Source organism: Sphingobacterium siyangense (genome assembly GCF_007830445.1).
Lineage (GTDB): Bacteria > Bacteroidota > Bacteroidia > Sphingobacteriales > Sphingobacteriaceae > Sphingobacterium > Sphingobacterium siyangense.
This window is the reverse complement of the sequence record NZ_VLKR01000021.1, coordinates 68,458-91,390: the sequence shown is the minus strand read 5'-3', so window position 1 is coordinate 91,390 and position 22,933 is coordinate 68,458. Positions and strand designations below refer to the sequence as shown.

18 protein-coding genes are annotated in these 22,933 nt (G+C 39.7%); 10 read left to right on the top strand and 8 right to left on the bottom strand.

Features of this window, described 5'->3' with window-relative positions; all coding sequences use genetic code 11:
- Positions 1 to 8: 8 nt before the first annotated feature.
- Positions 9 to 2,183 (bottom strand): transglycosylase domain-containing protein, encoded by a 2,175-nt coding sequence (locus IQ31_RS18055; RefSeq protein WP_145329019.1) that lies wholly within the window; start codon positions 2,181 to 2,183, stop codon positions 9 to 11.
- A 294-nt stretch (positions 2,184 to 2,477) separates the two neighbouring features.
- On the opposite strand from IQ31_RS18055, the gene IQ31_RS18050 reads away from it, so the two are divergent.
- Positions 2,478 to 3,542, top strand: coding sequence for an Mrp/NBP35 family ATP-binding protein (locus IQ31_RS18050; protein ID WP_088163192.1), 1,065 nt, complete (start codon positions 2,478 to 2,480; stop codon positions 3,540 to 3,542).
- Between the two features lie 85 nt (positions 3,543 to 3,627).
- Here IQ31_RS18050 and IQ31_RS18045 read toward each other — a convergent pair whose 3' ends face one another.
- From IQ31_RS18045 to IQ31_RS18025, 5 genes are all read right to left on the bottom strand, one after another.
- Positions 3,628 to 4,395: an exodeoxyribonuclease III gene (locus tag IQ31_RS18045; RefSeq protein WP_088163193.1), complete on the bottom strand. Its 768-nt coding sequence runs from the start codon at positions 4,393 to 4,395 to the stop codon at positions 3,628 to 3,630.
- Between the two features lie 73 nt (positions 4,396 to 4,468).
- Entirely contained in the window at positions 4,469 to 5,227 is a 759-nt protein-coding gene (locus tag IQ31_RS18040; protein ID WP_088163194.1) for a peptidylprolyl isomerase, read from the bottom strand.
- Between the two features lie 58 nt (positions 5,228 to 5,285).
- Positions 5,286 to 5,633, bottom strand: a complete 348-nt coding sequence (locus IQ31_RS18035) for a hypothetical protein (protein WP_075994462.1) — start codon at positions 5,631 to 5,633, stop codon at positions 5,286 to 5,288.
- Positions 5,634 to 5,704: 71 nt separating this feature from the next.
- Complete coding sequence (locus IQ31_RS18030; protein WP_075994463.1) at positions 5,705 to 6,151, bottom strand: low molecular weight protein-tyrosine-phosphatase; 447 nt, start codon at positions 6,149 to 6,151, stop codon at positions 5,705 to 5,707.
- Between the two features lie 511 nt (positions 6,152 to 6,662).
- Entirely contained in the window at positions 6,663 to 8,216 is a 1,554-nt protein-coding gene (locus IQ31_RS18025; RefSeq protein ID WP_088163195.1) for a Do family serine endopeptidase, read from the bottom strand.
- A 230-nt stretch (positions 8,217 to 8,446) separates the two neighbouring features.
- On the opposite strand from IQ31_RS18025, the gene dapF reads away from it, so the two are divergent.
- Positions 8,447 to 9,226, top strand: coding sequence for a diaminopimelate epimerase (dapF, locus tag IQ31_RS18020; RefSeq protein ID WP_088163197.1), 780 nt, complete (start codon positions 8,447 to 8,449; stop codon positions 9,224 to 9,226).
- Positions 9,227 to 9,478: 252 nt separating this feature from the next.
- Positions 9,479 to 12,364 carry a DEAD/DEAH box helicase gene (locus IQ31_RS18015; protein ID WP_145329017.1) on the top strand — a complete coding sequence of 962 codons (2,886 nt, stop codon included), beginning with the start codon at positions 9,479 to 9,481 and terminating at the stop codon, positions 12,362 to 12,364.
- Positions 12,365 to 12,373: 9 nt separating this feature from the next.
- Here IQ31_RS18015 and IQ31_RS18010 read toward each other — a convergent pair whose 3' ends face one another.
- Positions 12,374 to 13,183: an AraC family transcriptional regulator gene (locus tag IQ31_RS18010; protein WP_075994467.1), complete on the bottom strand. Its 810-nt coding sequence runs from the start codon at positions 13,181 to 13,183 to the stop codon at positions 12,374 to 12,376.
- Between the two features lie 381 nt (positions 13,184 to 13,564).
- Between IQ31_RS18010 and IQ31_RS18005 the strand changes: the two genes are divergently transcribed.
- Positions 13,565 to 14,614 (top strand): HlyD family secretion protein, encoded by a 1,050-nt coding sequence (locus tag IQ31_RS18005; protein ID WP_088163199.1) that lies wholly within the window; start codon positions 13,565 to 13,567, stop codon positions 14,612 to 14,614.
- A gap of 6 nt (positions 14,615 to 14,620) precedes the next feature.
- On the top strand, positions 14,621 to 16,198 hold the full coding sequence (locus IQ31_RS18000; protein WP_145329015.1) for an MFS transporter: 1,578 nt from the start codon (positions 14,621 to 14,623) through the stop codon (positions 16,196 to 16,198).
- A gap of 223 nt (positions 16,199 to 16,421) precedes the next feature.
- Here IQ31_RS18000 and gltX read toward each other — a convergent pair whose 3' ends face one another.
- On the bottom strand, positions 16,422 to 17,942 hold the full coding sequence (gene gltX / locus IQ31_RS17995) for a glutamate--tRNA ligase (protein ID WP_145329013.1): 1,521 nt from the start codon (positions 17,940 to 17,942) through the stop codon (positions 16,422 to 16,424).
- 121 nt (positions 17,943 to 18,063) lie between these two features.
- On the opposite strand from gltX, the gene IQ31_RS17990 reads away from it, so the two are divergent.
- The 5 genes from IQ31_RS17990 to IQ31_RS17970 all read left to right on the top strand — a co-directional run bounded on the left by IQ31_RS17990 (position 18,064) and on the right by IQ31_RS17970 (position 22,889).
- Entirely contained in the window at positions 18,064 to 19,293 is a 1,230-nt protein-coding gene (locus tag IQ31_RS17990) for a sensor histidine kinase (protein WP_075994471.1), read from the top strand.
- A complete protein-coding gene (locus IQ31_RS17985) occupies positions 19,274 to 19,822 on the top strand; it encodes a DinB family protein (RefSeq protein WP_088163202.1) in 549 nt (182 codons plus the stop codon). Before IQ31_RS17990 ends, IQ31_RS17985 begins: the two co-directional genes overlap by 20 nt.
- Positions 19,788 to 20,213 carry a hotdog fold thioesterase gene (locus IQ31_RS17980; RefSeq protein WP_046673622.1) on the top strand — a complete coding sequence of 142 codons (426 nt, stop codon included), beginning with the start codon at positions 19,788 to 19,790 and terminating at the stop codon, positions 20,211 to 20,213. The genes IQ31_RS17985 and IQ31_RS17980 overlap by 35 nt, the downstream gene beginning before the upstream one ends.
- A gap of 302 nt (positions 20,214 to 20,515) precedes the next feature.
- Entirely contained in the window at positions 20,516 to 21,808 is a 1,293-nt protein-coding gene (gene gluP / locus IQ31_RS17975; protein WP_075994474.1) for a glucose/galactose MFS transporter, read from the top strand.
- Positions 21,809 to 22,043: 235 nt separating this feature from the next.
- The gene (locus tag IQ31_RS17970; protein WP_088163797.1) at positions 22,044 to 22,889 is read left to right on the top strand and encodes a DUF2911 domain-containing protein; all 846 of its coding nucleotides are present in this window, start codon (positions 22,044 to 22,046) and stop codon (positions 22,887 to 22,889) included.
- The last annotated feature ends 44 nt before the right edge of the window (positions 22,890 to 22,933 follow it).

Genomic DNA, 22,933 nt, shown 5'->3' with positions numbered 1-22,933 from the left:
CACAGGCACTATTTGTGTGTGTCGTTTTCTTTTTCCTCTTTTTTACGCCCTAATATCTTGTCAAATAGCGACCGTTTTGGTTTCTCCTGCTCACTAGCCTCCTCATCTTTCTTTTCTGTTAGATCCATTTGTTTTAGCTTCTTCGGAACAGATACATGCTCAAGATTGTCGGCAGGAGAACTACTTTCGAGACGATCGAACAACAATGGATCATCTCCCATATCAAATACATCAACAGAATCTACCACAGCAGGTCTTGCTGCCCGCAGATGCGGCTGCAGAACAACTTCATAAAAACCATAATTTGAAGTTGTTGAATCCACACTAATCTGCCCTGTTTTGGTCATAATATGACCATAGGTATTAAAATAGCGCAACATATTCCCTTTCAGGTGTCCTGTCCAGTCAAAAAAGTTGAGTCCCTTTTTAGGCCGTGGAACAATGCTCGACAAAAATATACTTTCTCCAAGCCCTAATTGCGCTGGTGTTTTCCCAAAATAATAGCGTGCAGCTTCGGTAATACCATATACATTATTTCCCCACTCGATGACATTCAGGTAAACCTCGTACATGCGTTTTTTACTCACTTGCTGCGAGCGTTCCATCAGCCATACCAGCAAAATTTCCTCCAGCTTCCGTACAACCGTCTTATTGCGATTTAGAAAAACATTTTTCACCAGTTGCATTGATATCGTACTCGCCCCGCGCTTAAATCCTTTTTCCTTAATGTTTGTAGCAATAGAGAGTTTAAAAGCTTTCTCCTCAAAGCCCTTGTGCTTAAAGAAAAATGGATCTTCGGTATTGATCAAACTAATCTGCATATAACGGGATATTTGATCTATAGGTGTAAAATTAGGATTTTGAGGTCCGACAACAATTTCCCGCATCGGCTTACCATCTTCATAGGCTGTATACGTGAATGGTGTATTTAACATCGCAATATCGGCCTCCCCCCATTTGACAACTTTTAAATCCCTATCATCCATTTTGGAAGAGAAAAGAAGCTTTTCGGGCTTTTTGATTTCGAGAGCAAAGTTCAGATCGTATTGAATATGCCCCTCCACCTGAATACCGTCTAAGCCAGGAAATAATCCAACTGGCATGGCATCAAAAAAGTGCTGAGCCTCTATCCTATCGGTATGAATGGCGAGGAAGAGTTCTTTTTCCGGCTTGTGCACATATTTGATATAAGGAGAAAACACGAAATCTTTGACCTGAACGGTACTTTCTTTGCTCACTTCAATCGATGATGCTCCAATATTCAATGCCCCCTGCATGATGGCCTCAGGAAAAATAACATCTTTACTAGAAATACGCCAGTGATTTACTTTCAGATTTTTAAATCCCCATTGCCCATGCAACTCCAGCAACTCCTTATTTCTTCGATGAGCCTTGTCCAATCGGAAGGATATTTCATCAAAACTTACCGCGAGACCAAATTTGCGCTGTAATAGTGGAAGATTTACCTCTTTTTTATCGGAAAAAAGACGAAGGTCACATTCTTGATTATCTGAATCAATCGTTCCGGTCAGATTCCAGGCCGCCTCATGGTCATTTAACAGAAACTTGGTTTCCATATCTCCGCCGTCTATCACAGCAGAAGGAATTACAATGCGTTGTGAAGTACTGTCGTCACGATAGGAAAGCTCAAGGTTCTTGAGATCGAGGTCATTTGGAATCTTAAAAAATACATTTTTCAACAATCGATCTGCCAAGGCCGCCAGATTCTGCTTTGGGTTATCATTTTCAATAGTATCCTTTTTCTGCTTCTTGAACAGGAAATCGTAGTTACTGATCGAATCCTTTTTAACAAGAGAAACCTTCCCATTATCTAAAAGAACTTGTCCTAACTTCACATCCCCAAATAACAAAGGCCACAATTTTACAGACACTGTCAAATCATTGATTTGAGCCAATTGATCTCTATTTTTGGGCAATAGCTGTATATTCTTAAACTGTACGGCATTAATCCCCTGGAAAGCATAATATTGAATCTTCAATTCCATATCATACTTTTCAAGCAACTTCGCTTTCGCTTTGTTGATTGCTCCCATGAGCATGGCATCTCTTTTCTGATAAGCATACGTGCCTACTGCGATCGCCAAAACCAAAATAGCAGCTAAAGCGATATAAAGCCATCGCCATTTGCGGGACTTAAAAGATGTTATAAATCGATTGGACATAATTATTACTTAATGCAAATTCGTGCATATCAACAGTCAAACTTAGATAAATTTGGCTGCATATACAATTATAATTCACTGAAACAAGGATGGCCTTTATCCCTTTCTACAGTCCAACAAAATTATTTAGAAAACAGGTTGGTTACCCGAAAACGAAAATGTACTGGATAACGGATCTTTCCTAAAGATTAGGAGTACGATACAGTAATCTTAATCCCATTAAAAACAAAGAAATGACATGAAATTGATCCGCAATGAGTAGTTTTGTAATCCATGATTACAAATGAATAATAGATGGTTACCAAAGAACAAATATTAAATGCATTATCCTATGTTGAAGAGCCTGATTTGAAAAAGGATCTTGTAACATTGAATATGATTCAAAATATCGAGATCGAAGGTGAAAAAATTTCTTTCGATGTCATTTTAACTACACCAGCTTGCCCGCTTAAGGACCATATTGAGCATGCCTGCCGAAACGCCATAGCCCATTTCATCGACAAAAACCTCGAAGTTCATATCAATATGACTTCCAATGTGATCGGGAAACAAGGCGCGCAAGTGTCGGGTATTAAAAACATCATCCTGGTATCCTCAGGCAAAGGTGGAGTTGGTAAATCTACTGTCGCTGCAAATCTTGCACTTGCACTCCATGCGAAAGGAGCTAAAACAGGTCTTTTAGACGCCGACATCTATGGGCCATCGCTTCCAATTATGTTTGGCCTAGAAGGTGCCAAACCGGGTTCGATAGAAATGCCAAACGGCCAGGTTAAAATTGAACCGCTTGAAAAATTTGGACTGAAATTACTTTCAATAGGATTTTTCACCGATCCAAACCAACCTATTCCATGGCGTGGACCGATGACGACCTCGGCCATCAAGCAGCTTTTTAACGATGCACATTGGGGTGAACTGGATTATTTGGTTGTTGATATGCCTCCGGGTACTGGTGACATCCATATCACCGTATCACAGACATTCCCGATTGCCGGGGCTGTGATTGTCACAACCCCGCAGCACGTTGCCCTGGCTGATGCTGTCAAAGGAATCGGAATGTTCTTAATGGATAGCATCAATATCCCATTATTGGGTGTCGTGGAAAATATGGCCTATTTTACACCAGCAGAACTGCCAGAGAACAAATATTATATTTTTGGTAAAGATGGCGGAAAACGTCTTGCAGAAGAATATAAAGTTCCTTTCCTAGGTGAAATCCCTTTGTTAAAAGGCATTTCTGACGCAGGAGATAATGGTTTCCCTGTTGCCATAGATAACGAAGATCCTGTAACGAAATCATTTTTAACGATCGCAGAGAAAGTTGCCCAGCAACTTTCCATTATCCATAGCCAAGGGAGATAGTTAGTGAATAATGCGCTCTTGCGCTTCACCATAAAAAAGGCTTTCATACGTATGAAAGCCTTTTTTATGAAATGTCATCTAAGTATTAGATAGCAAGTTCCAGCAATACCGGGCAATGATCGGAATGGACTGCATCCGGCATTATACTGGAAGATTTGATTTGTTCCGCCAAAGGTTTTGAAACCATATTATAATCAATACGCCAGCCCAAATTCTTTGCACGAGCCCCTGCACGATAGCTCCACCAACTGTAGTGGTGTGGATCAGGGTTTAAATGGCGGAAAGAGTCAATATAACCCGAATTAATAAAATTCTCCATCCATTCGCGCTCTTCCGGAAGAAATCCCGAAGAATTTGCATTTGATTTTGGATTGTGAATATCGATGGCACGGTGACAAATATTATAATCACCACAAACGACCAAATTCGGTTTTTCGATCAAAAGCTTATCACTATATGACTGAAAATCCTCCAGAAAACGGTATTTAAAATCCTGTCTCACATCTCCAGTTGTACCTGATGGAAAATAGGTACTCATCACGGAGACCCGATCAAAATCAGCACGGATAATACGTCCTTCAAAATCATAATCTTCATGGCCGCAACCATACTCAATATGCTTAGGTGTGATCCGCGTAAACAAGGCGACTCCACTATACCCCTTTTTTTGAGCTGGATACCAGTAATGCTCATAGCCCATCTGCTCCAACAAAGCAATTTCGGGAATCTGATCCGGTGTAGCTTTAATCTCCTGAAGACATATGACATCCGCATTTACAGTTTTCAACCAGCCTAACCAATCTTTCTTCAAGGCTGCACGTAAACCATTCACATTATAGGTTACTATTTTCATTTTTTGAGTATTGAGATTCTAAATAATAGGGAAAAAAGCGCTTCAATCCCTGATTTACGACTTCATAAAAACATTAATAATCCTTAGAAGAGAACAGATCACCGATTTTAGAAAAGATACCAGTCTGAGGTTTTAGACCTTTTAGTTCCCGCTCTAAGTTTAACGCTTCTCGCCGCGTTAGTACATGCATGTTCATCTTTTGGTCGACTTCTGGTCTATCGTGCTTATCTGTTTTCACAGCTGCAATCTGATCGATAACATCTACTCCCTTGACCAACTCACCAAATACAGTATAATTCCAATCCAAATGAGGTGCACCACCAATAGTTGTATAAGCCTGACGCTGTGCTTCCGAAAATTTCTTACCATTCATCCGTGTTTGCTCCAAACGATTAAGATCTTCAGGTGTGAATACCTTTCCCTGAACAAGATAAAACTGAGAACCCGAAGAAGCTTTTGCGGGGTTGTTATCCCTAGCCGCTCCAATGGTCCCTTTTTTATGGAACAAACCGTCCTGAATCTCTGCAGGAATGGTATACCCTGGTCCTCCATTACCCAGCTGCGCTCCTCCAACTGCATTTCTTGAGTCAGGATCGCCTCCCTGGATCATAAAATTCTGGATGACGCGATGGAACAAGGTTCCATCGTAGTATTTACTTTTTGCTAATTTCACGAAGTTATCCCGATGTTTTGGTGTCTCATTGTACAACCGCAGCACACAGGTCCCCTTGTCAGTGACGATCTGTACATATTTAAACTCGGGTTTAGCCGCAAATGCCAAAACCTGCAAAAAGCAGAATACTGCTATTAAACTAGCCTTTAAAAATCTCATCTGTTAATAATTATATGTTCCCATTTAGAACTTCCTATCTTTTCATTTGTGTTATCTTCTAGATAACGTTTAACTCTTCAAAATAATTTATGATCAAGGACTTCATAATCAGTTCTTGCTCCAAAAGAGTATAGTTAGGAATAGGTTTTACCAATTCCCAATGTGGCCACCCTTCTTCATCCAGACCTTTCAGATTATAAAATCCCATAGCACTGAAAAGACGACACGTCGCAATGTGCATCAACTCTTCTTTTTCTCGTTTTGAGAATTTTTGGGCACCTTTGCCCAATTCCTGAACACCAATAAGGAATAAACAAACCTTGATGTCAGGCTTTTCCATATCGAATAGCGAAGCAATTTCATCCTGTAGGATGTTCCACTTCTTGTTTACTTCTGCTGCCTTCATTTTTTTGTTTTAAACAAACTAAGATAAATTTACGATGATTTGCAAGCAAATTAACGCACAGATAAATATAGTTATGCTGTTGGATTCCCTCCTTTGGCAATAACCTCTGCACAACGTTGATCAATCATCTGAAACACGGGATCGAACAAATTATCATCAAAATATGGATCAGGAACAACATCATCTCCCAAAAACAATTTAACTTTGTGCAGATCTTCCTTATCAATCACCTGAGCGCATACATCTGCATAGTTTTGTCTATCCATTACAAATATAAGATCGTATTCGGAAAAAAATTGCGGTTTGAAATGCCGAGCCCGCTGACCGGAAATATCGACACCATATTTCTTTGCAATTGCTATAGCTCTACGATCGGGGGCTTCACCAATATGCCAGTCGCCTGTACCCGCCGATTCAACGACCCAGTTTAATTGATTATCTGCTGCTTTTTGTTTCAATATACCATGTGCAAGGGGAGAACGACAGATATTTCCCAAACAAACCATTAAAATCTTCATCTCTATAATTTTTAAAAGCTATCAAAGAGTAACAATACCACGCTATGATCCAACTAAACGGCGCAAAGAACGCGATTAGCCGACATAATCAGGTTTTCATGCTTGTCAATAGCAAAATATGTAATAAATCACAAGGCCAGAAAGGCCCAGCATAAAAAGTGCTGGAACTGTATCGGCACTTCATTCCGCAAAATAGCTAAACTAAAATGATTAAGGAAACAACCGGCTTAAAATTGACTTACTTCTTACCAAGTGTCCTAGCTTTCCCATAAAGTCCTTCTGATTCCGGATCCACCGCCAGCAATGAAAACAGACTGGAGAACTTTGCTGTCCAATACCCCAATTCAATGAAGCCAATGAGACTAAACACTTTTCATTAAACCAAATGTAACGAGCTGAATGATATCGTCATAAAAAATACGATCAATAACACAAAGCATAAAAAAGGTGGCCTAACCTTACGGTTAGAACCACCTAAACTATATTAATCAACCAATTCTTAATTCAATGCTTAATATTCTACAGGGAAGCTCAATTGAACAGCACCACCTTGCGGAGATACTCCTTTCAATCGTACAATATTGCGTTGCGTTGCACCAAGCGCTGTTTCAACATCATCTACTGTATTGACCGCTTTTCCATTCACCTCTGTAATGACCAGTCCACGCTCTACACCGAAATAATCAAAGATACCACCACGGTTCACCTGAGTTACAACAACTCCGGAATTTACGCCCAATTCCTTTTTCTTCTGAGCTGAAGCAGGAATAAAGCTTGCTCCTAATTTATTATAGATCTCCGTTGCACTTTTCGAAGCTTTTCCGCCAGTGCTTGCAGTCTTTAAGGATTCTTCGCCTTTCAATGTCATGGTTACTTGTTTCTCTTTACCATCACGTTTATAGGTAACGTTCACCTTATCTCCAGGACGCGCACGGCCTATAGTTTCACTTAAGACCGGTGAACCTGTAATCACTTTTCCATTGATTTTTGTCAAGATATCTCCTTTTTTGATACCGGCAGCCTCTGCAGCACCGCCACCAACTACATCTTGAACATATAAACCATCCACATCTGTAAAACCTTTTTCCTTGGCCAATTCAGGTGTTATTTCAGTATAAGTAACACCTATATAACCACGTTTTACATTACCGTATTCGACAAAGTCATCAACAATCTTTTTCACTAAATTAACTGGAATCGCAAAACCATAACCCGCATATGTTCCTGTTGGAGAGGCTATGGCAGAGTTAATACCAATCAATTCTCCTGAAGCGTTAGTCAAGGCTCCGCCACTGTTCCCTTTGTTGATAACCGCATCTGTTTGAATAAAGGATTCGATCGCTGAACTTACAGGGATTTGATCCTGTCCACCACCAAATGGATTACCACGTTGTTGTTGACCTTCATTCAAAATACCAATCTGACGACCTTTAGCACTAATGATACCTGCGGTCACTGTAGATTGAAGTCCAAGTGGGTATCCGAAAGCCAGTACCCATTCACCGACATTGACATTATCTGAGTTACCCAATTTGACAACAGGAAGTCCCTTACCTGATACTTTCAACAAGGCTAAATCTGTGTTCGGATCACGTCCGATCAATTTGGCTTCAAACGTACGTTTGTCTGTTAATACGACTTCTATTTTATCTGCATCTTCAACGACGTGGTTGTTGGTTACAATATAACCATCATCAGAGATAATTACACCTGATCCGGATGCCTGTATAGGTTGCGATTGCATTTGACGACGTCCACCACCCTGTGGCATCCCAAAAAACTCTTCAAACATATCGAACGGAGAACCTTGCGATTGCTGCGACCCCTTACGACTATATGTTGTTTTAATATGTACAACCCCAGGTGATACCGCCGCTGCAGCTTGGGTAAAATCAGGGTTACCTGTTGAGGACATCACCCCAGTTGGATTGTTTGCGAAATAAACCTTTTGTTTGTCTTCGAAAGACATACCATCAAACTTCTTATTCTCAATAAGCTTGTAACCTCCTAATGCTACCGCTCCACCGAAAACAGCTGTTAATAGCGTTAAACCGACCTTATTCATAAACTTATTTTTATTTTAAAATGTCTTAATATAAGCTGATAACTTTTGCTCTTAAAATTACCGATTTTATTCGGATATGTTCAAATGTAATACCATTTCGAAGCCTTCGGAAAATCCGACACGTTAAAAAATGTTAATTACTAGACAAATGCAACCATTTTAACAAATCTTAACTTTTCTCCGTTTTTTTGTAACAAAAAAACGTACTTTTGTTACTACAAATCAACGTAATGGCATCAAAAGTAAGATTTTCAAAATATCAGGGAGCAGGCAATGACTTCATTTTAGTAGACAATCGCAACAAAGCATTTGACCGCGCAGATGAAGCATTGGTAGAAAAGCTCTGTAACCGCCGGTTTGGCATTGGTGCCGATGGTTTAATGCTCTTACAAACCAAAGAAAATTACGATTTTGAGATGATTTATTATAATGCCGACGGTAGAGAAGGCAGCATGTGTGGTAATGGGGGGCGTTGTATCGTCGCTTTTGCACGCGACTTAGGCATTATTACTGACAAAACTGTCTTTTTGGCAGTAGACGGCATACACCAGGCCTCTTTATCAGCAGATCTTGTCAATCTCCAGATGATCGATGTAACGGATTTTACCCGTGATGGAGAAGCTTATCTGTTACAAACCGGTTCTCCACATTATGTTGAGTTCGTAAAAAATCTGCAGGATAAGAATGTCTTCCAAGATGGCTACGCAATTCGCAATAACGCTACTTATGGAAAAGAAGGCATCAATGTAAATTTCATTGAAGCTGAAGGAGATGGTTATTTCCTCCGTACATTTGAGCGCGGTGTTGAAGATGAAACCTATGCCTGCGGCACTGGAGCAACTGCCGCGGCCATGGCTGTCGCCTTGCAGCAAAATTTAGAAGGTGATATCAATATTCCTATCCGAGTATTAGGAGGACAGCTATATATCTCCTTCCATAAGAAAGGCTCCCATTTCTCAGAGGTGTTCTTAAAAGGGCCGGCACAGTTTGTCTTTGAAGGGAACTATTAGATTTTTACTCCTATAGCGATCAAGGCTAATTGCAACCCAAATTTTCAGTCCAAGCAAATCAAGCCGTGAAATAGGGCCTACGCCCCTTGATATTTAACGACACCTGTGCACAACCTCATAATGAAGGTTAGTACGAGATCTTAACTAGCTATCCCTTAGAATCGATTTTTAAAATTTCAACGCGCAAATTGCGATTAATGGTATATTTTATTGTATATTAGAAACCTTTATTTATAAGGTCCGCTATTTTTAATGCAACAGTCAAAGTCATTTCCAGTATATAAAATCGTTTATTCTATATGTGAGCACCCCTATCTTGGCTATCTTATTGAGCCACACATGGTCAAACTCAATCCCAATGGGACTTACTCACTACGCTATCAACGTATATTTAGCAATACTGTAGATGCTTACGCCGCTGAATTGGATGAATTAGATTACAAACTAATTCGATTGCTCGATGAAATCGAACAAACTCACCTCATTAAAAAATACTACAAAAAAGCAATTAGACCTGTCGATTTCTTTTCCAAAGTTTTCGATAAAAAGCTACATGAGCTTCTTCGTCCTAAAATTGATGAAAAAATGATCCAATTTTTTGAAGCTGTTGGAGACAAACCGCTTTTCATGATGAGCAAAGATGGTTATCCAGCAGATCAAGAAATTAAATTGGCAACCTCCGCGGCATCGATTCTATTTCATTTTCGACGAAACGAAGAAGAAACACGTTATTTCCCGACAATCAAATACGAAAATCAGCGTCTGGAGTTTATGTTCAAAAATGCCATTGTCTTGACCAATGTACAAGCATGGTTACTTCTAAACAATACCCTATATTATTTCGATCAGGCACTTGAGGGCAAGAAACTCAGCCCTTTCCTAAATAAACGTTACATTTCTGTCGGTAGAAGTACCGAAAAAAAATATTTCGAAACCTTTGTATGTGGGCTGATTGAACGCTATCATGTCTATGCCGAAGGATTTGAAATTCAAACCCACCAACACCAAGCAATTCCACTCCTCCATTTGATTTATATTGAAGACGGGGCATCGCAATTACAACTGCAATTCAAGTACGGGCCGCACACCTTTACCGCAGGAGCCGAGAATAAAGTTACTGTTCGTATGGAATATAATGAGAAAGATGATCAATATATATTCCACCGTGTAAAACGATCTTTGCAATGGGAAGAACAACAACATGAAAGCTTAAAAAAATTGGGGCTACAGGATGTCGACCTCCAACTCGGTTTATTAACGCCAACTACCCATAATGGAAAACGGCTTTCAGTATTTGACTGGATGAACAACCATCAAGAACAACTTGAGACTCTAGGATTCCACATTATACAAAATAGTGAAGAAAAACGCTTCTTCATAGGGCACACCTCCTTAGATATCTCCATTGATGAAGACAATGATTGGTTTGATATCAGCGCTATCGCAAAATTTGGTCCCTATGAGATCCCATTTATCCAGCTGCGCAATCATATTCTTAATAACATTAAGGAATTTACCTTACCGAATGGAGAAATTGCCATGATTCCGGATGAATGGTTTGCAAAATACAATCATCTCTTCCAGTTTTCTGCAGATCGGCATGAGCTCAAACTAAATAAGGTACATATTGGTCTACTCTTTGAAATTAGTGAGCATACACAGCTGGTATTTACACGAAAACTACAGAATTTAGCCAACTTTGAAGAGATTGCTGATATTCCCGAACCAAAACATTTCAAGGGAAATCTTCGCCCATACCAAAAAGCAGGATACAATTGGTTTAATTTTTTGAAGCAGTATAAATTTGGCGGCTGTCTTGCAGATGATATGGGTTTGGGTAAAACCATACAGACTTTAGCCCTATTGCAACAGCAGAAAGAACAACTCCAAGACGAACAGGATATCCGTACCTCACTTTTGGTGTTGCCAACATCATTGGTATACAACTGGCAGAAAGAAGCGCAGCAATTTGCCCCACAGCTTAATATCCACCTTCATACCGGAAACAATCGCATCAAAGATGCTACTCTTTTCGACAAATATGATTTGGTAATTACCACCTACGGAATTGCCCGTATTGACGAAGAAACCTTGAGTAGCTTTTATTTTAATTACATTATCCTCGATGAGAGCCAGAATATCAAAAACCCAACTTCCAAATCGTTTAAAGCCATCAAAAGCCTAAAAAGCAAAAACAAATTGGCTTTGAGTGGAACTCCTGTAGAAAATTCCGTTTCGGATCTTTGGGCACAGATGCACTTCACCAATCCAGGACTACTAGGCAGCTATACTTATTTTCAAAAGGAATTTGTACAGCCCATAGAAAAGAAAAAAGATGAAGAAAAAGCACAGCGTCTTCAAGCGATTGTCAAACCATTTATATTAAGACGTACAAAAGATCAGGTGGCAACAGAATTACCGCCAAAAACTGAACAGATCCTTTATTGTGAAATGACTGAAAAACAATCCGAGTTGTACGAAAAAGTCAAATCTGAATATCGCAATGCAATTCTTGACGGACAATTGGACAGCAAGCCTAAATCTACGCAAATTGCGTTGTTGCAAGGCCTGACAAAGCTCCGACAATTAGCCAATCATCCCAGAATGGTGGATGAGAAATTCTCGGGTGATTCCGGCAAGTTTGAAGCTGTCATTGAAACGCTTGAGATGGTCATGCGAAGAGGCAACAAAGTGCTGATTTTCTCCCAATTCGTAAAACAGCTCAATATTTTCCGTCAGTATTTCGATCATAAAGGAACAAATTATGCCTACCTGGATGGCGGCACAAAGAATCGGGATGAAGCCGTCAGCCAATTTCGTAAAAACAACGATACCAAGTTATTCCTTATATCGATAAAAGCAGGTGGGGTGGGACTCAATCTGATTGAAGCTGACTATGTTTTTATTCTGGATCCGTGGTGGAATCCAGCTGTGGAACAACAGGCTGTAGACCGTTCACACCGCATCGGTCAAACGCGCAACGTGTTTATCTATAAATTTATCAGTAAAGATACCGTCGAAGAAAAGATATTAGCTTTACAGAATAAAAAGAAGTCGATTGCACAAAGCCTGATCACGACAGAAGAAAGCTTCATCAAGTCACTATCACAGGAAGATTTGCAGGAACTTTTGGCCTAAATAAAAACATTACTGTTTATATTCATTAATCTTCGCCATATATATCGATGGACGGATACCCGTTACACGCGTAAAAATATTGCTAAAAGAAGACAGCTCATTGTACCCTACACGCATGGCTATTTCTAGAATGGAATAGCTATTCTCAGACATCAGTTCCAGGGCTTTCGCAATTCGTATGGCTCTTAAAAAACGGATATAACTAATCCCCATATCTTCTTTAAACAACCGTGACAACGAGCGGCTGCTCATACCAAAGCGCACAGCAACCTGTTCAATGGTAAATGCTTGATCAATATTGCTATTTAGATATCTCGCTACGCTCCTGAGTTTTTCACTTTTAGGATAAGGATGCTGCATCGGAAAAGCATCTATTGGTGAACTCGTATCCGGAATAATCGCCATCATCGCACGCAAGAGACAGTACTTTGAATAATCAGCCGTTTTGCTGATCCCTCCGCTCCAATCCTGAGCAAATAAAAACATTTCACGCACCAGATCATTGCTTAGAAATATATTTGGCGTTGAAAGTACGGACGGCATATGCTGCTTCTCCTTGAAATAAAAACTATATAGCGGAATACGAGAGCTTGTACTTTCCAGATGATAAGTTGTATTTGCCGGAATCCACATATAAAACCTTGCTGGCAAATACCAGTGCTTTGTTGTTGTAAACACATGAATAATACCACCGTCAGCATAGAGCAGCCGCGCCTTTTTATGTTTGTACTCACGAGAATCGATACGATCGACATACATATGGTCTACATAAAAATCATATTGGTCAGCATCAATAGCTACAAGTTTTTCCTCTTCCATAACTTAAAATTACACTTTTCCTACAACATGGCGCAAATGAACATATATCCGTCCGACTATACAAAACAAAACGTTTCTATTCCACAGTATCTTTGTACAGCCATATGCTCATGCTCTCAGAGGAAGTTTGCTCGTATTCCGGGTAACCCTGATTAAGTAACATACAAAAACAGAAAAATTGCTACTCCGAGTACATCATAAGCGGAACTGAATACTGGCACAACGGACTTTAATTAAATTTTTAAAAGTCTCCTACAACATCGGATCAAATAAAAAGGCTCAACTGTAAATTTAGATGATGCTAAAAGTACACAGTTCGCCTGTGTTGACACACTATAAACACATAAAGCAGACTATTAAAATTACGCAATCAAAATAACAATGAATAAAGAAGATAAAAAAGACAAAACAAAAGGATTTAATAAAATGCTCGTCATATTTGCCAGCCTATTATTATTGACCGGTATCGGCGTCTTAGTCAGACACCTTATTTTTACCAATCAATATGTAACAACAAATGACGCACAAATTGATCAATACTTGACACCTATTGCCAGTAGGGTTTCTGGTTTTATCAAGGAGGTACGATTTGAGGAAAACCAATATGTACATCGGGGCGATACCTTATTAATTATAGATGCCAGTGAGTATCAAACAAAGGTTGATATGGCGAATGCCGAGCTCCAAAGTAGCCAGAGCAATGCTGAGGTAATCAGCAAAACAGCCAATGCAACAGCCAATAGCATTTCTGTTCAAAAGGCAAGATTAGAAGCGGCAAAAGTAAGTGTATGGCAGACCGAACAGGATTACAAGCGATTCAAGAATTTATTTGAAGCAGAGGCTGCGACCCAACAACAGTACGATAATGCCAAAGCAGCATATGATATAGCATTGGCACAACTGCACACTATAATCGAAGAATATAATTCAGCTCAACTAAACACCAACAAAGAAAAAACAAGCGAACTACCGGCAAGAGCCAATATCAATATTAAAAAGGCCGCAAAAACAAATGCACAGCTTTTTCTTTCGTATACCGTAGTTACAGCACCTTATGATGGCTTTGTTGGAAAACGAACCATCCAAGCAGGACAATATGTAAAGGAAGGTCAGACACTTGCCAATGTCATTAGTGAAGAGAAATGGATCAACGCTAACTTTAGGGAAACTCAACTCGAAAATCTTGCAGAAGGCACTATCGTTACTATACAGGTCGACGCTTTTCCCAAACTCAGTTTTAAAGGAAGAATCCACTCATTTTCTCCGGCATCAGGTTCCAAATTTGCCCTGATACCACAAGACAATGCAACCGGAAATTTCGTAAAGATTGAGCAACGGATTCCCATTAAAATTGTATTTGATCCAAATCAGGATCTCAAGAAATTACGTGCAGGTATGAATGTCGTTGTCCATGCCGCCCATCAATCCTAATCGCCCATGAGTACGAACAAATCTTTATACTACAGCTGGGTACCCGAATGGATAAAACTCCCGCTAATGATCGTAGCGATGTTCCCACATCTCATGCTAATGTCGCTCTTCCATTCCAATACGGCATTTACCGCTTCGGCACTGGATATTGAAGCTGAGGATATTCAGTATTTTCTATCCTTGATGTATGGTGCCATTGTCGTTACCTTACTCATATTTCAACGGCTGTTTTCGTTTTTTAGGGTAAGGACATACATACTCTTGACCTGTAGCCTCTCCATCCTTATTCTACTCGGTATTTCACTTACAAGAGACCCTTTCCTTATTGGTATTCTCCGCGTGATCGAAGGTATTTTCTGTGTGTTGGAAGGTGCATGCTTTCTTCCACTGCTTATGATGCAGATTAAGCATACCAAAAGCCGAACGATCGCCTATTTTTTCCTATATACCTTTATGCTTACAGGATCAACTTTAACGACATCCTTACTCAAAGAAAGCATAATGGACTATGGATGGCAAGATATGATCCATGTCGTACTCTATTGGCATTTGATAGTGATTGCAATAGCCTTGCTGTTACTCAACAATAATCGCTTGGGTAAAAAGTTTCCACTCTATCAACTGGATCTGGCCAGCTGTCTATTTTTATTGATATCATTGAGCTGCGGGGCCTACGTTTTAATTTATGGTCGCAAATACTATTGGTTTGAATGCTCCAAGATCACCATCAACTTCGCACTTTTCCTTATTTTCGGAGCACTTTTCATCATTAAACAGCGGATTGTCAAAAGACCGCTGTTTCATTTTGAGATCCTCAGATACAAAAATGTGATCTTTGGTGTTATCCTATTTTTTCTCTTTTATATTATTCGCAGCTGTCTCAATAATGTATACACAGTGATGGCTACCGTATGGAAGTGGCCCTGGCATTATATTGTTGATGTACAGTACATCAATGTCCTTGGTACAATACTGGGTGTTGGCAGTTCAGGATTCTTACTCCTCCGCGATGTATCTCCTAAATATATCTTTGGTTTTGGCTTTTTGATATTGGCGACTTCATGTTTTTTATTTGTACCTATATTTTACCCTGATACCACAATCTGGGCAATCGGGCTTCCTTTGTTTATTCAAGGAATCGGACAAGGATGGCTTTTTACACCACTGGTTATTTATATTTTGACAGGTGTAGAATCCCATCATGCTGGCAATGCAGGCCTCATGGGCACAACCGTTCGGTTTTGGAGTACGAATGTCGGATTTGCACTTATTCAAAATGCCAGCTATACACTAAATCAAAAGCATTATATTCAACTCGAACAGACACTGAATACAAGCAACCCACTGACAATAAACTATTGGAATACATTAATGGACAAATATACCGGAATATATGGAGATCAAATAGCAGGTCGTATTGCAAGCAAAAGTATTTCGGGAACCCTAAGTCAGCAAGCATCACTAATCAGTAACATGGAGATATTTACTTATCTGGGAATCCTGGGAATGCTGGTCACAGGGCTAATATTTTTATTCGGCCCAGCCAAAACACTTTTCATGCGCCTAAGAATCCCATACTTGTAAATGAGGCAGCTAAATCTCCTATATACAACTTTCATGCTTTCGCAAGCAGTAACAGCAATGAAAGCGAACCGAAGATTCTTTCGGCCTAATAAACCAAGTATCACGAGCTCATTGATGCCTTCATAAAAACAATACGCATCAATTAAACTGGTTCTTTCAAAAAAAGGGGCTGTTTGCAAATCAATGCAGACACCCCCTTTTTGGTATCTCGTACTTAATCTATTTAAGCATCAAATTCTTTAAGAGCTTTTTTCACACGTGCTATGACCTCGTTTTTACCGAGCAATTCAACAATCTGAAAGACATCTGGTCCAAATTTACCGCCTACCAACATAATCCGGAATGGCATCATCAGCTCACCCATTTTCATTCCCGATGCCTGAATCGCATCTTTGAAGAAAGGCTCCAATTCAGCAGCTTTCCACGTATCAAATCCTTCGAATGACTGGTTTATACCCTCAAAAAATGCTGTTTTTTCAGCAGTCCACTTAGGCTTCACAGCATTCAAATCATATTCCGCAGGTTGCAAAAAGAAGAAAGACGCCTGACTCCAAAAGTCCTCAACAAAAGTTAAACGCTCTTTCACAGCATCCAATACCCTGCTCACGTAAGCTTCATCGGCATCTACTTGATGATCTTCCAATACTGTTTTGATCTTTGGCAACAAGGATTCTGTCGACGTGCGTTTAATCCATTCATGGTTGAACCATTTTGCTTTTTCAAAATCAAATTTCGCACCGGCTTTACTGATACGGTCAACACCAAATTTCTGAATCAATTCATCTAAGGAGAAAAGCTCCTGTTCGGTGCCATCATTCCAACCTAACACGCCGAGCATATTGACAAAAGCCTCGGGTAAGAAGCCCATCTCACGGAATCCTTTTGTTGTATCGCCAGATTTAGCATCGGTCCAGTTCATAGCATAAACAGGGAAACCCAAACGATCACCGTCACGCTTGCTTAGTTTACCGTTTCCATCTGGTTTAAGGATCAATGGAAGGTGCGCCCAGCCTGGCATACTATCCCCCCAACCAAGGTATTCCCACAATAAGATGTGGATAGGTGCCGAAGGCAACCACTCTTCACCACGGAATACATGCGATATTTCCATGGCCTTATCATCTACAACAACAGCGAGGTGATAAGTCGGCATGCCATCTGCCTTAAGCAATACCTTATCATCGACAAGATTTGTATCAAAAGCAACCTTTCCACGGATCATATCAGTGAACGATACCGTTTCATCAGTTGGAATCTTTATACGGATGGTGTGCGGTGTGCCCGCATCCAATAATTGTTGAGTTTCAGCGGCAGACAAACTCAATGAATTACGTAATTGAAGTCTGTTCTCGTGACTATATCGAAAATTAGGCTGTAACTTACGCTGCTCATCCAGCTCCTCTGCTGTGTCAAAAGCATAGTAAGCATAACCATTCTCAATCAGCTGTTCAGCATATTTCCGGTAAGATGGTTTTCGCTCACTTTGACGGTAAGGTCCGTACTCGCCTCCTTTTAATGGGCTTTCATCTGGAGTCAAACCACACCATGCTAAGCATTCGTTGATATATTCCTCAGCACCTGGGACAAAACGAGTTTGGTCCGTATCCTCGACACGTAAAATAAAATCTCCCTGATGCTGACGCGCATAGAGAAAATTAAACAAAGCTGTACGTACCCCACCAAGGTGAAGACCACCTGTCGGGCTTGGTGCAAAACGCACTCTTACTTTTCTTTCTGAACTCATGGCGCAAAATTACCACAAAATTTTTGATTTGGGCGGCACGATAACCTCATCAATGAAATAAAAGTGCAGAAAACAGACATTTATTCAGTAATTTGCAAATGAAGGACACGAATACGGAATCATGAAACCCTATCAGATTAGCCAGCAACGCTGGAAATTTATCTTGCTTATCTTTGCAGCAGTCATTGCTGTCGCCTCCCTGGTTTATACCAATTACCTCGTTCGAAATCTTGCACATGCCGAACGTTCGAAGGCTGAGGTATGGGCTATGAGTACCAAAAATATAATGACCATGCCCGATGTTGATGATGAATTCATTACATTTATTTACGCCGTAAGAGACAGTCTAAATTTACCCGCAATTATTACTGACGACAAGGAAGACATCATTTTCTGGCGTAACCTCGATTCCACAAAGACAAATATTAAACCCGGACACAACGACAGTGTTACAAAACATCTCGATTATGATCCCGTTTATTTTCAAAAACAGCTTGCGTTTATGAAGAAAAGCCATCCGCCTATTACGTTGGAATTGGAAAATGGACAAAAATGGCATGTGTATTATAAAGATTCATGGTTTTTGCAACAGTTAAGGGTGTTTCCTTATGTACAACTATCGCTGATTGCCCTCTTTCTCATTATTGCTTATACCGTTTTCAATTCTATCCGGAAATCTGAACAAAATCTCGTTTGGGTAGGGCTAACAAAAGAAGCCGCACATCAATTGGGTACCCCTATTTCATCGTTGATGGGTTGGTTAGAATTGATTCGCATAAAATTTGATGCCGAAGAAGATGACACCCTAAATGAAATGGAAAATGACATTAAGCGACTTGAAATCGTCGCCGACCGCTTTTCAAAAATAGGATCTACTCCCGTACTGACTAACCATAACCTGTATGATGTCATCAAAAATTACATGGATTATTTTCGCATACGAACCAGTAATAAAATTGCTTTCGAATTAAAAGGAGACACACATCTTGAAGCACAGCTTAATATTCCACTCTTTGATTGGATTATCGAAAATTTATTGAAAAACGGAGTAAATGCCATTGGCACAGAAGGAAAGATAACTGTTAATATTTCAGAAAATATTGCGAAAGAAGAAATTTTTATAGACATTAGTGATACGGGCAAAGGAATTCCGAGATCTAATTTTGAATCTGTTTTCCAGCCGGGGTTCACAACACGGAAAAGAGGTTGGGGGCTTGGCCTTAGTCTGACAAAAAGAATGGTGCGGTACCACCAGGGGCAAATTTTTGTAAAAGAATCTGAAGTAGGTAAAGGAACAACATTTCGAATAATCTTAAAAAGCAACTTAAAATATGAAGCCACTCAAATCTGACGAATATCCAGCGGTCTACGCGCCTTATATTGAGACTGTCGTCGATAATGTGTTCGATGCACTAGAAGAACAAACGCTCTCCTTTCCAGCATTTCTGGACACGATACCAGAGGAAAGAGGTAATTTTAAATACGCCGAAGATAAGTGGACAATCAAGGAAGTTGTTGGCCACGTCATCGATAATGAGCGTATCATGGCTTATCGGGCATTGCGTTTTTCACGTAATGACCTTAAAGAGCTCGCTGGATACGACCAAGACTACTTCATTCAGTATTCCCGTTACAACGATCGCACTTTAGAAAGTCTGAGTAAGGAATTTACTTTTCTTCGCAAAGCGAACATGATGCTTTTCAACAGTTTTAATGAGGTTGAATTGGAACGTAAAGGGATGGCATCTGAACGGCTAACAAGTGTAAAAGCACTCTTGTATGTCATTGCTGGTCACCTTAATCATCATCGCATCATTATTCAAGAACGTTATTTAAACTCAGACGATGTCAAAAATTTGGTTTCAGCATTACAGCATTGAGGAAATAAACGTATTTTTCAACAAATACCTATCGGGTCTGCTCGAGATTCAAGCGACAGAAATTGATGACAACTCCATCACGGCGACCATGCCGGTAACAGATAAAGTCAAGCAACCACATGGTATTTTACATGGCGGCGCTTCTGTCGTTCTGGCGGAGTCTTTGGGAAGTATCGCATCTAACCTCGTGGTTGATCCAGAAAAATACCGCGGAGTTGGACTTGAAGTAAATGCCAATCATATACGCCCGGTAAGTAGCGGCGTAATAACAGCAAAATGTAGCCCAATACACATTGGTCGATCCACACATATTTGGGAAATAAAAATGTACGATCGCTTCAACAAATTAAATTGTATCTCAAGACTTACAGTAGCTATCGTTCCAAAATAACGATAACTATACGGCTCTTGCTAACTCGATTTATCACCACGTTCCAATTACAATTCGACAATATTTATAAGCAAAGAAGGATAAATTTCACAATTTATCCTTCTTTTTTTTGTCAATTAATTATCAAAATCCCCCAAAAATATGCCTTTATTTATTTCCAATATTCAAGAAATTTAAGTAGTCTTGTAGGATGGATACTTTAAAAATCAGTAATTATGAAGCGCAATCGTTTGTTCATTCCTTATTCCTGCTGATTTACCAATCCTCGAACGATAACTTAACTAAATATAATAAAACAAAACATGACCACTAATCCTAACGTTGGTAAAACAGCTTTCCGCCCTATGGCCATCTGCTGTGGTTTATTTTTTATCCTCGGTTTTATTACCTGGGCAAACGGAACCTTAATTCCATTCTTAAAAATTGCTTGTAACCTCGAAACAGATTTGCAAGCTTTCTTCGTAACCTTTGCTTCCTATATTGCTTATTTTTTCCTAGCACTTCCAAGCTCAGTCATCATTAAAAAAATTGGTTTCCAAAATGGTTTAGTTGTCAGTCTTATTATATTAGGTTTAGGATCTTTGATCTTTATTCCTGCGGCAGATAATAGAAGCTACGGCCTATTTTTAACAGGAATTTTCATCCAAGGTTCAGGAATGGCATTATTACAAACAGCCGTTAACCCTTACTTAAGTATTATTGGTCCCATTGATAGCGCTGCACAACGTATTTCAATAGCTGGATTTTTCAATAAATCGGCTGGTATCATTGTACCTATCCTTTTCGGAACACTCTTTTTAAAAGATGCTCAAAAGGTAACAGCAAAATTGGAAGCAACAACGGATCTTGTCCAAAAGAATGCGATCTTAGATGATCTTCTTCAACGCGTACATACTCCATACATCTCGCTAGCAATTATATTCGTTGCCTTCGCAATATTCTTAAAGTTCACACACCTGCCTGAGGTCGATGTGGATGCAGAAGAAGAAACCAGCGCAGAAAGCGGAACTGTGGCAGCAAAGAAAACATCGATATTTCAATATCCACATTTGTTCTTGGGAGCTTTGGCAATCTTCTTCTGTGTGGCCGTCGAAGTTATGGCGGGAGATATCATTGGCGTCTATGCACGCGAACTGAAAGTTGATCCTTTCTTTACAACCTATGCAACAGCATTTACACTCGCTTGTATGTTGATCGGTTATATTATTGGTATTATTTCTATTCCAAGATTTGTATCACAACAAATGGCCTTACGCATTTGCACAATCATTGGCATCACATTCACCATTATTTCTGTTTTTACGACTGGTACAACTTCATTTATATTCGTTGCCTTGTTAGGAATCGCTAACTCCCTCATGTGGCCAGCGATCTTCCCGCTAGGAATTAAAGGCCTCGGAAAGTTCACGAAAACAGGGTCAGCCATCATGATTATGGGTATTGCAGGTGGTGCTATATGGCCTTTGATCTACGGATTGTTAAAAGATCATTTACATATTGATTTTCAACATGCATTCCTATATGCAATGATTCCGGGCTATCTATACATTATGTTTTTCTCTATAGTAGGCCATAAAGTTGGCAAAACGAATTAATGTAAATCCATCTTATATTTTAGGAAAAAAGGGCATCTAAAAAATAGATGCCCTTTTTTCTTAAAATTCTTCCTATTTTTAGGAGATAGATGCTGTAAGAGCCATTAAATATTACAGCCATGCTATAATCAGATTTTCTGTTTTTCAACAGGAGAAATAGAAGTTATGATCAAATGCATATCAAGAGCATATTGAACCACAGGATTAAGCATACAACAAACAAACAATGATACAGATGAAAAAGAATCTTTTTGCAATTGCCATTGCCGCAACAATGATGTTTACGGTCAACGAATCTTTTGCTCAGCTAAAGCTACCTGCAGCAAGTAGCTCACAGACAGTTACACAAGGTTTAGGTATTGAAAACGTAACCCTTAATTACAGCAGACCTAGCGTGAACGGTCGTAAGATTTTTGGTGATCTTGTTCCTTACAACGAAGTATGGCGCACAGGTGCAAATACAAATACCACATTAACTTTTGAAGGGGATGTTGAGCTGAATGGACACAAGCTTTCCGCCGGAACCTATGCTCTTTTCACAATCCCCAACAAATCGGAATGGACGATCATCATCAGTAAAAACACAAAACAATGGGGCGCCTATACCTATAAACAAAGTGAAGATGCTTTGCGCTTCAATGTGAAACCTCATACGCTAGCAAATCCAGTAGAAACTTTCAGCATTTCTTTCGACAATGTTACGCCTACAGGTGCTGTATTGAGTTTGGCTTGGGAAAAAACGTCAGTAAAGGTTGATCTCAAAGTCAATCAACAGGCTAAAATATTAGCTTCCATCGACGAAGCTATGAAGGGCGAGAAAAAACCTTATTTTGCCGCAGCCCAATATTACTTCAGTAATAACTTAGATCTAAATAAAGCGCTAAACTGGTATGACGAAGCCGCCAAAGCTCAACCTAAAGCTGCCCACGTCCTTTATTGGAAAGCAAAAGCTCAATTAAAAGCTGGAGATAAAAAAGGTGCAATAGAAACTGCAACGAAAGGTCTTGAAGTTGCCACAGCAGATAAAAATAGTGAATACATCAAATTGAACACACAAGTTATCAACGCTGCAAAGAAATAGGTATTTATAGCTAAAAAATGCCCCCAGAAAGTATCTCACTTTTT